Annotated in this window: 12 protein-coding genes and 1 tRNA gene; 2 read left to right on the top strand and 11 right to left on the bottom strand. The window is 53.0% G+C overall.

Going from position 1 to position 8,736, the window contains the following annotated elements:
• Positions 1 to 308 (top strand): helix-turn-helix domain-containing protein (locus PFRI_RS07130; protein WP_245812312.1); only part of this gene is annotated, 308 nt, incomplete at its 5' end.
• Here PFRI_RS07130 and PFRI_RS07125 read toward each other — a convergent pair.
• Together PFRI_RS07125 and PFRI_RS07115 are read right to left on the bottom strand one after the other, a co-directional pair.
• Positions 292 to 522 carry a hypothetical protein gene (locus PFRI_RS07125; RefSeq protein ID WP_139292103.1) on the bottom strand — a complete coding sequence of 77 codons (231 nt, stop codon included), beginning with the start codon at positions 520 to 522 and terminating at the stop codon, positions 292 to 294. The genes PFRI_RS07130 and PFRI_RS07125 overlap by 17 nt on opposite strands.
• A gap of 308 nt (positions 523 to 830) precedes the next feature.
• Complete coding sequence (locus PFRI_RS07115; RefSeq protein ID WP_425439452.1) at positions 831 to 1,127, bottom strand: DUF1330 domain-containing protein; 297 nt, start codon at positions 1,125 to 1,127, stop codon at positions 831 to 833.
• 369 nt (positions 1,128 to 1,496) lie between these two features.
• On the opposite strand from PFRI_RS07115, the gene PFRI_RS07110 reads away from it, so the two are divergent.
• On the top strand, positions 1,497 to 1,973 hold the full coding sequence (locus PFRI_RS07110) for an AlbA family DNA-binding domain-containing protein (RefSeq protein WP_245812310.1): 477 nt from the start codon (positions 1,497 to 1,499) through the stop codon (positions 1,971 to 1,973).
• 76 nt (positions 1,974 to 2,049) lie between these two features.
• On the opposite strand, the gene PFRI_RS07105 is transcribed toward PFRI_RS07110, so the two are convergent.
• The 9 genes from PFRI_RS07105 to PFRI_RS07070 all read right to left on the bottom strand — a co-directional run bounded on the left by PFRI_RS07105 (position 2,050) and on the right by PFRI_RS07070 (position 8,726).
• Entirely contained in the window at positions 2,050 to 2,247 is a 198-nt protein-coding gene (locus PFRI_RS07105; protein WP_072630007.1) for a hypothetical protein, read from the bottom strand.
• 269 nt (positions 2,248 to 2,516) lie between these two features.
• A complete protein-coding gene (locus PFRI_RS07100; RefSeq protein ID WP_072630006.1) occupies positions 2,517 to 3,818 on the bottom strand; it encodes a type II toxin-antitoxin system HipA family toxin in 1,302 nt (433 codons plus the stop codon).
• Position 3,819: 1 nt separating this feature from the next.
• Positions 3,820 to 4,071 carry a type II toxin-antitoxin system RelB family anti-toxin gene (locus PFRI_RS07095; RefSeq protein WP_072630005.1) on the bottom strand — a complete coding sequence of 84 codons (252 nt, stop codon included), beginning with the start codon at positions 4,069 to 4,071 and terminating at the stop codon, positions 3,820 to 3,822.
• 180 nt (positions 4,072 to 4,251) lie between these two features.
• Entirely contained in the window at positions 4,252 to 5,115 is an 864-nt protein-coding gene (locus tag PFRI_RS07090) for a hypothetical protein (protein WP_072630004.1), read from the bottom strand.
• The gene (locus PFRI_RS21330; protein ID WP_170124854.1) at positions 5,112 to 5,273 is read right to left on the bottom strand and encodes a hypothetical protein; all 162 of its coding nucleotides are present in this window, start codon (positions 5,271 to 5,273) and stop codon (positions 5,112 to 5,114) included. The genes PFRI_RS07090 and PFRI_RS21330 overlap by 4 nt, the downstream gene beginning before the upstream one ends.
• 47 nt (positions 5,274 to 5,320) lie before the next feature.
• A complete protein-coding gene (locus PFRI_RS07085; RefSeq protein WP_072630003.1) occupies positions 5,321 to 6,796 on the bottom strand; it encodes a hypothetical protein in 1,476 nt (491 codons plus the stop codon).
• 364 nt (positions 6,797 to 7,160) lie between these two features.
• A complete protein-coding gene (locus PFRI_RS07080) occupies positions 7,161 to 7,928 on the bottom strand; it encodes an SDR family NAD(P)-dependent oxidoreductase (protein ID WP_072630002.1) in 768 nt (255 codons plus the stop codon).
• Positions 7,929 to 8,058: 130 nt separating this feature from the next.
• Positions 8,059 to 8,145 (bottom strand) — tRNA-Leu (locus PFRI_RS07075).
• 101 nt (positions 8,146 to 8,246) lie between these two features.
• On the bottom strand, positions 8,247 to 8,726 hold the full coding sequence (locus PFRI_RS07070) for a DUF2306 domain-containing protein (protein WP_072630001.1): 480 nt from the start codon (positions 8,724 to 8,726) through the stop codon (positions 8,247 to 8,249).
• Between the last annotated feature and the right edge of the window lie 10 nt (positions 8,727 to 8,736).

The following is an 8,736-nucleotide window of genomic DNA, read 5'->3' as shown; positions in this document are numbered from 1 at the left end:
TATGCACTTGGCTGGACGGACGCTTCTGTCACTCGACGGCCCCGATCAGATCCTACATCGCATCCCAATTTGGCTTTGAATATTCGCATTCCGGCGGCATCAAGCTTTTGGCTCGCTTGGGTTTTGAGTATCGCAAGCCCAAGGCCCTGCCACGGGTTTCATCTGCAGAGAAGCAAGCCGAATTCATCGCGCTTTACGAGCGATTGATGACCGAGCTTGGCGTGGATGAAGCGGTGTATTTCGCCGATGCTGTCCACCCGGAGTACCAGACCAAACCCGCCTTTGGCTGGGTCAAGACGGCGTCATAGCCTCTAAGAAAGTGGAAACCTCTGGTTTTTCTGCCAACCACACGGCTGTTTCTAAATCTAGAACAGGAGCATTTGAAACTTGATTGCTGCTTTCTGGTGTTGGGAAAGCCCATTGTATGAAGCCGTGCTTGCTCTCAAAGTCCTCATTACTGATCGACAGGAGTTCTTTCCTGCGCAGGCCATCAGCAAGAGGGGCATTGGCGTCGTGGAACATTCTCATTCGGAAGTTCATTATGCCTGCATTAGCCTCTCTTGTACCCAACACTTAGATTGTAGTCTGTCTGACACGTATCCCCTGAGCAGCACTCAAAGATGTTGGACTTACAGACCACACACTGCTCATGCCCGTGAACGACAACCGTGTTCAAGGGCGACTGACATCTGGGGCATCGTTGCTTATGGGCATTGGCTGGGTGCAGGGTGTTGTCCATCGTGAGTTTAACTTCCGATTTTGCCAATGAGAGGTGGCCAGTCGCATTGATATCGACAACTCATGCGGTCTCAACCTAGTTGTAGTTTGTTCTAGGTAGTACCTTCAATAAGCATCAGATCAGTTTCAGAGCAGGCGTCCCTAATCGCTTTTGCAGCTTGGTATTCATCGCTTAAATAGAATTTTCTAGCAGCACTAAGACTATCAAATTCAATCATCATCACTGTTCCTGTTACATTACCTTCATGCCGCTCAGCATCAGGACCTTTCGCCAATACTTTCCCTCCATGAGCTTTAATGACAGGACCAGCCATGCCAGAAAATGCAGCGAACTTATCTGCATCGGTGACCCGTATATTAGCAACTAAATACCCCTTGGGCATATTCATGTTCCTTCCTTGAAGATGATTAGGAATGTTTCAAATGTAGCGAGGACTGAAGCCCTCAAGTGTGAAAGCCGAAATGACTGTCATCAGATGATGAAACAAAACTGCCCGAGCAACAAGTGTAAGGGTTAGTTGATGGTGACACTGGCGGGTTCATAACTTTGGGACCCTCCAGATCACACAGGGATGAACCCGCTTGGGTTGGTTTGCGTGTTTACACCCAAGGTCATGATTTACTTTGGTTTGCTCCTCCCTGATCGCTCCAGTCTTTACCCCCGTTAGCTCTTGTCGTTATTGTTGTATCCAACTTTCGTACCCAAGGGACAACAACGCCATGACAATCAAAAAAGTATTTATCGCAGTTTCAAAATCTTGACGGATCAGGTCTTCGTACTCCTTCGCGGCGGCTGGATTGAGTTCAAATCCACCCTGAGATACGACATGCGCACAGGCGAAGTGAACAAGAAACTTGAACATGTGGTCGCCAAGACAGTTGCAGCATTCATGAATTCTGACGGCGGAAGCCTCTTTATCGGCGTGGATGACCATGGCAATGCCATTGGTCTCGAACTCGACTACGGCACCTTTTCAAAAAAAGATCGGGACGGTTTTCAGCTCCATCTGGCCAATATCTTCGACAAGTATCTTGGCAAGGATGTGATGAAGCTCTGGAAGCTCGATTGGCCCAGCTATGACGACAAGCAGATCTGTAATGTTCAGGTCGCACGGGCGAACAAACCCGTTTATGTAACTTCGGAAGGTAAGGAAGAGTTCTTTGTCCGTAAGGAAGGATCATCTCAGCCCCTTTCTCGTGCAGAAGAGCATGAGTGGAATAGGGGACGGTTCTGAGATCAGATCCAAAAGACAGAGACCAGCCTCTGAACTGCTTGCGGACCAGGGCGGGAAACCCGCCCCGGCTTACTGATCACTCGGTGACCGGATCGTTGTCGCGGCGTGGGAAGGCGACCATTTCTACGTCCGGGAACATGCAATGTTTGACGTTGATCGACGTGATGTTGCCGGTGTCATCTGTGTTGACGAAGAGGACACCGCAGCGGTCCCAGAAGTTCTTGCCGTCTTTTTCACCGGATTTGACGTTCAGTTTCAGTGTTTGAGTAGCCATTTTTTGATCCTCACTTTGAGTGTTTCGATGAACATGCCCAAAGCGGGCACCAAGAGGATGTCAGCGGGAAAATTGCCTCGCGAGGAATGCGCTGGCGCAGGGGGATTTTCTTGTTGAAGCGGTGCTCACACCGCGTCTTTCACGGCTGCCCGCTTATGTTCAGCAGTCAGAAACACGACTTTGAGGATCCAGCTATGGCTATGCGACCTGACGTGATTTCGTTTGATCCGGAAAAGACGCATTTTCGCATCAGACAAGCGCGCCCAGCTTCAAATCAACAGGTGCAATCTTGCTTTCAACGCGCCGTCGATCGAGCCCAACAACGCCTCTGGGAAACCCTCTGGAAGCTGGTTGAACGTGGCCTCAACGATCGCGTGCGAGGTCTCCTGCAGTTCTTCGAACAGGCCCTGTACGACTGCGCGGGATAAGCCTGATTGAACTCCGGTCTCCACGATGTGGCGGCCCACGATATTCGCCACCTTGTAATGGTTCGAGTTGCCGAAATTCATAGCGAGCTTGAAATATTTTCGCTCTATCTGCCGCGCGTCGACTGTCGGCTGGACCGTCAAAACGTCGTAAAGCGGCGTCATGTGAAAACGCCCTCCGGGCAACAGACTGACGCTAAAATTCTTGCCATGCCCGTCCGTCGCGCCAAGCAGCCAGAACAGGACGTTGGCTTTGAAAAAATCGTACCGGTCTTTGTTGGGATCGTCGCTCCCCAACACGAGTTCCATGATGTCCGAGATACCTGGGCCGCCTTCGTTCTGGTACTTTTGCGTGGGCACAACAGATAGCGCTTGGCAGCAATCTTCCTGCGGCAGACGGATCAAGCGGCCATCTGACGTCCAGCGCCGATCAAAACGTTCAACAACCAAGGCTTTCTTTTCGCCAAATTTCGCCATCTCGACATTCGCAACTCGAAGCCCAAACGCCTCCATTATCTTGAGGCACAAGTACTCATTTTCAACACTGTCGGACAGGTCCATTCCGTTGGGCAGTCTGCCGATTTGTGGCTTGATGATGTGGGTGGTTGGCGTTGTGCCGGTTGGCTCAATCCACTGGCCGTCTTTGCGAAGAAGTGCCGTTTTTTCCTGTGCGCCAGCTACAGAAATTCGGAAGTCATTCTCGCGGCGAATACCAAGAGGCGCGAGATCGAGGTCGCTCAAGATTGCTCTGATCTGAGCCTCGTCAACAGGTTCCCCAGTCAACTCAGACATCGGTTGAGGCTCTTGCCCATCGGGTAGAAACTGAAGCGCTCCAACACAGTCGCGTCCAATTTGTGACAGCAAACTGAAGGCATCTACGCCCTCGGCCCCAACTCGTTCCGCGACCCTTCGGCGGATGACATCACTATCGGGCAACAGGTTGTCAAAGACGGCCATCACAGGTGCGCCGCTGTAGCGGTTTTCCTGTAACGGCAACGACAACGAGACTGGCATCCGGTGCTCCCAGTTGAGCCAATCTCGTGCATAGGCGAAACTGACTCCGCCTGAGGACTCGCGCACCAATTGACCCACGAGCCGCGAGTTAAGAAAGACGTTCAGTGGCGTATAGCTGCGCTTGCGACCCATGTCAGAATATATCCTCAAGCCCGTCTGATGCACCCTTGCTGCGCTCGGTCACCGTGATCTCTAGGTCCAGGGCCGCGACCAAATCAAATAGCGTTTCTAGCTTGGTGCCACCGCTGCCGTTCTCGATCTTAGAGATCGTCTCCTGCCAGACACCGCTCATCGAGGCGAGCTCCTTCTGGGTCAGGTTCTTGGCCTTCCGAGCCTCGCGAATTGCGTGGCCCAAATTTTTTGACGTGCGAACGAGATGCTTCATGACTGTTCTCCTGTCACTCAATATGACCTTTAGATCATAACGTGTCAATATGATCCACAAGTCATAGATTAGATATATGACCCGAAGACCATAGACGGCAACTCCAACATGAGCCGTATCTCAGAAAACAATGCAGTTTCTGAGATAACAACAGCCTTATCTTAAATTGAGCCACAACTCTCACGCCCGCAGCCCCGCCGCGCGGACCTTCTCAGGCGTCACGAGCTTTACAGAGATCAAATCCTCAATCTGCCGGTTGGTGATATGGCGGCACATGGGATGACGCTCATGGATCCAGCTGGCGAGCCGGGTACGGCCGTTGACTTCGGCCTCTCGCGCCTTTTCGCGATCGGCTTGTATCTGGGCAAGCCCCTTCTCCCAACGGCGCATCTTGAACCAATTGTCCGAGAAACAGATCTTACTGCGCGTGTAACCTTCGGTCTCAGCAGCATAGGTTTTGACTGCTTTCAGCAGGTCATCGGGCGCAACGCCTGCGTTCACAGCAACTGCAATCTGGCACAGGCAGGTCCGTCTGTCTCGGATCCTGTCCTGAGGATAGGCGGCTAGGATCTTCTCAGATTTAAGATCTTCAACCTCCGCCGCCGCCTCGCGCCTGCGCGTAGGTGGTTTATGGATGGTTTTAGGATGGTTTGGGGTCCACCGTGAACCCCGTACCCCGGCCACCGTGGACCCCGTACCGGGTTCAGGCTGGACGGGGTTCACAGTGACCCCCGTCACGATATCGGGTTCCGCAGTGGTTTCCATCGAAGCCACACGTTCGAGAACAATGCGGTAAATGACGGTGTAGCCGTTCTTGCAATGCCGCCGCCCTGTCTCGATCAAAATGCCTTCCTGCAGGAAGTCAATGATCGTGCGTTTCACTGTGCTCTCGCTAAGCTCTGTGTGGCGCTGGATCGTTCCTTTGGAGCACCAGATGCCAGAGCCGTCATCGCTGGCCTTATCAGCCAGGAACATGATGATCTGTTTGCGCGCGGCGCTGCCAAAGCGACGTTCTGCGCATTCATTTGCGATACGCCAACTCATAATTGCACCGCCAATTGGCTTGAGGTCAGGCCGAAATTCGCGTAATGATGAGGGTAGAAAAATTCTTCTATGCCGTTGAGGTGGGTGGCCGCCCCCTCAGCGGTTTTTCTTTGCCTTTTGACCTGCGAAAAACCGTTTACCTCGGCCTCGTAACCCATTGAAAAGTGGCCGTGAACGAAACAAGTCCGTTTACAATTTTTCCCTATTAAATCAGAGAAACTTTCCGGATTGCAAATCCGCGTAGTGCTTCACCATTGCCGATCAGCTGCGCATTGGCGACAGGTGCAGGTGCTGCTCTGATTTGCATCGGTGCGAACAACCATTGAAATAATGCTTCAAACGCGCCGCGCCGCGCGATGTGATCTGTCGCCAAAACCACCTCATTGATGCGTTTGAACACCTCTTCTGGTGGCGGCGTCTTGTTGCGACCAAACCAAGTGAACATGCGCGCGCGCAGTGGCAAATAGAACAACCCAACTAGCGCAAGCGATAGGCCCAGCGCAGGGGCTGCCTCAAAGGACAACAGATAAATCAAACCCGCATCCAACAGCAGCAAAGGCACCAACCCACCCACATAAAACAGCAGGCGCATCGACAGATCCGGCAGTGCGTAGAGCCGATACCGTGCAACCGCGACGCCGAGTGCGATGTAGAACACCAAAATAATGACAAGTGCAGGGCCTTGAGTGATCTTTTGGTCTTGGCCTGTGAGCGCTGGAATGATGATCGCGACGACATAAACCACTGAGCAAATGATCACAGCGATGCCAAGCCATGTCATCACCGCACGCGCGACCGGATCGCGCCAACACTTGATCGTTTGAACGATCACCAAAGCGACGAATGCCAAGACCACGATCATAACGGTCACTTGTCGTGACACTTCAAACCCGTCGAGATTTGCGAGGCTGAGCAAGGCGATGGGAACTATGAGCAGCGGCGCAATCCAAAGCTGCCAAGGGCGCGCGATACGCGTGGGGCATACTAGAAACAGGTTCACAAGTCCGATGCCACCGACAAAACTGCCAATATAGTTGATCGCAGACGCCGTTTTGAATTGTGCGACGTTCAGCGCCAATTCACGCGTTGCATAAAGTGCTGCACCATGCGTCACGAGCCATAGTCCGGCGCAAGCCATCGCAAAAGCAATGCGCCCAGCGGGATCAGAGCTTCGTTGAAGCGCAACCCAAGCAGCCAATACCAAGGAAACCACGCCAGCGCACAAATGAAGCCAGAATAGAATCGGTAGCTCAGCAAGCGGACGCAGGGGCAAAGGTTGGATTGTGATCGTTTCCAGTGTGCCCTGTACAGTTTGGTATGACAGCGAAACAGTCGGTCGGCTCAAAATATGAAAGAGAGTTTGTTGACGTTTCAGAAAGCGCGCAAGGATTTGCGGTGTGCTCAGCGTGTCAGGCTCTTCGGTTAGGTCCAGCGCTTCCAGCGTCACGCTCTGCGGTTCGTTTTGAGCGGAAATGGCAATCAAGCGAGCGCCCTTAGGCAACGCCGCACTCGGCCCCGTTTCATCCACTTGCACCAGCAATCCAATGCCGTCAGAGGGCACGCTCAAAGTCAGTCCGCTCCACGGTTGTGACATAGCGAGCCACGTCACGAATACCGTAGATAAAAGCCCCACCAAAAGCGCAGCGCCGATTTGAAATGATGCAGTTTGGCGGATGCTCATAATGACTTTGTGTCTTTCTACCAATGGGATCGTCAAGCAAAGTGCGCCCTATCCGAGCAGGATGGTCGCAGCCCAAATAGTTGGGGCATTTGGAACCGCGACCTTTCTGCATCGCAACATCTGCTTTGCAAAGACTGCGGAGCCAGACGCCTCCACTCACTCAAATCAGGACAGTCTAAACGCAAGAGCGCCGAAATTTCGCTCTTGTAAATACGCCGTAACCCGTTCCCCGCAGCCTTATCTCTTGTCTTATCCTTCTTTTACGCAGCGAGCATCGGCAGAACCAAAAGCTCATGCTTCAAAAATCAAATCCCATGCGCACAGTCTCCCCCCTGTTTGAGGGGGCCTGCGTATGGATTGGTGTTTAGCGCGGTGCCATTCGAATGGCTCCATCAAGGCGGATGACTTCACCATTGAGCATTGGATTATCAATAATATGCCCGACGAGTTTGGCAAACTCATCCGGTGCGCCAAGTCTGGACGGAAACGGCACTTGCGCCCCGAGCGAGTCCTGCACATCCTGCGGCAAGCTTTCCAAAAGCGGCGTCAAAAACAATCCCGGTGCGACAGAACACACACGAATGCCCTTATCAGCCAAGTCCCGTGCCATCGGCAGGGTCATTCCCACAATCCCGCCCTTGGATGCAGAATAGGCCACCTGCCCCACTTGTCCGTCATACGCGGCAACAGACGCAGTATTGATGATCACCCCGCGCGCGCCATCAGGTTCCATCGGGTCAAGTGAAGCCATCAGCGCCGCGGCTTGGCTGGCACAGTTGAAAGACCCGATCAAATTGATACGGATGGTTTTGTCGAAAAGGCCGAAATCATGCGGCTCACCGCGACTCACGGTTTTACCCGCAAGGCCAATGCCTGCGCAGTTCACCATAACCCGCGGCGCGCCCAGTTGCGCCACCACAGCGGCCATACCAGCTTTCACACTTTCAGGGTCAGAGACGTCCACTTTGCAAAAGATCCCGCCAAGCGCGGCCGCATGCGCAGTGCCTTTCTCTTCGTTCAGATCAAAGAGCGCGAGTTTAAGACCTGATGCTGCCAGTTGGCTCGCAGTCGCCGCCCCTAACCCAGAAGCGCCGCCGGAAACGATGGCCACTTGGCCTGCCCAATTTGTCATATGAAGGATCCCTCTTGTGAATTTGTGCAATCTTCCTCGGCGAACCGCCCGGAATGCAATCACAAATGCAAATGACGCAGCGCTCAAAGGGGCCGTTCAAGTCAAATGCTAAGAGGGGTAATATACTTGCTGGTGCGGTCGGGGGGACTCGAACCCCCACGAGTGTTACCTCACAGCGACCTCAACGCTGCGCGTCTACCAATTCCGCCACGACCGCAAAACCAGCAAGTTCGTCGGCGTATAGTGGAGCCTTTTTCCCATGCCAAGAGCAAATCGATGCGAATGTTGCAAAACTCGAACGAAAGCGGGAGTAGCCACTCAAATCGCATGCTTCAATTTATTGCGCCACAGGACAAACCCCAAAACGCCCAAAGCCAAAATCGCAACAAATCCGATCACTTCAGCACTAGGAAATAGAATCTGCGACATCAAGCGGCCCGGCAACACAGTAAATACCCCTGCCCCAACCAAGCCCCCCATAGCGCCAAGGATGTTGCCTTTGTGAGCTTCAATCTTGCCCGCGCGCGCATTGATCACAGCCCCAGCAAGTGAATAAAGTGTAAGCAGCGACAGGCCATGGATAGGACTGAATGGGCCAATCAAGCGAATATCCATAATCCCGAACGAGCTGAGCGCCGTGAACCCCATGGCAAGGACCCAAACCCGTCCGATGATCTTGTGCAGACGATCACCTTTGCGCCGAAACAACATGACCGGCACCAAAACAAGGGCCGTCATGGCAAAGACAACGTGGCATTGAACAAGAAGGGGGGCATTTAGTAGCGGAGCGAAATCCATAGTATAAGTC

It is taken from the genome of Planktotalea frisia (assembly GCF_001890925.1).
Lineage (GTDB): Bacteria > Pseudomonadota > Alphaproteobacteria > Rhodobacterales > Rhodobacteraceae > Planktotalea > Planktotalea frisia.
This window is presented reverse-complemented; position numbering and strand designations above follow the sequence as displayed.

Bases quoted from the DNA above. Each gene is read 5' to 3' on its own strand.
- PFRI_RS07085 (WP_072630003.1), bottom strand. From the start codon at position 6,796: ATGAGCATCCGCCAAACTGCATCATTTCAAATCGGCGCTGCGCTTTTG.
- PFRI_RS07095 (WP_072630005.1), bottom strand. From the start codon at position 4,071: ATGAAGCATCTCGTTCGCACGTCAAAAAATTTGGGCCACGCAATTCGC.
- PFRI_RS07080 (WP_072630002.1), bottom strand. From the start codon at position 7,928: ATGACAAATTGGGCAGGCCAAGTGGCCATCGTTTCCGGCGGCGCTTCT.
- PFRI_RS07105 (WP_072630007.1), bottom strand. From the start codon at position 2,247: ATGGCTACTCAAACACTGAAACTGAACGTCAAATCCGGTGAAAAAGAC.
- PFRI_RS07125 (WP_139292103.1), bottom strand. From the start codon at position 522: ATGTTCCACGACGCCAATGCCCCTCTTGCTGATGGCCTGCGCAGGAAA.
- PFRI_RS07100 (WP_072630006.1), bottom strand. From the start codon at position 3,818: ATGGGTCGCAAGCGCAGCTATACGCCACTGAACGTCTTTCTTAACTCG.
- PFRI_RS07115 (WP_425439452.1), bottom strand. From the start codon at position 1,127: ATGAATATGCCCAAGGGGTATTTAGTTGCTAATATACGGGTCACCGAT.
- PFRI_RS07070 (WP_072630001.1), bottom strand. From the start codon at position 8,726: ATGGATTTCGCTCCGCTACTAAATGCCCCCCTTCTTGTTCAATGCCAC.
- PFRI_RS21330 (WP_170124854.1), bottom strand. From the start codon at position 5,273: ATGGGTTACGAGGCCGAGGTAAACGGTTTTTCGCAGGTCAAAAGGCAA.
- PFRI_RS07090 (WP_072630004.1), bottom strand. From the start codon at position 5,115: ATGAGTTGGCGTATCGCAAATGAATGCGCAGAACGTCGCTTTGGCAGC.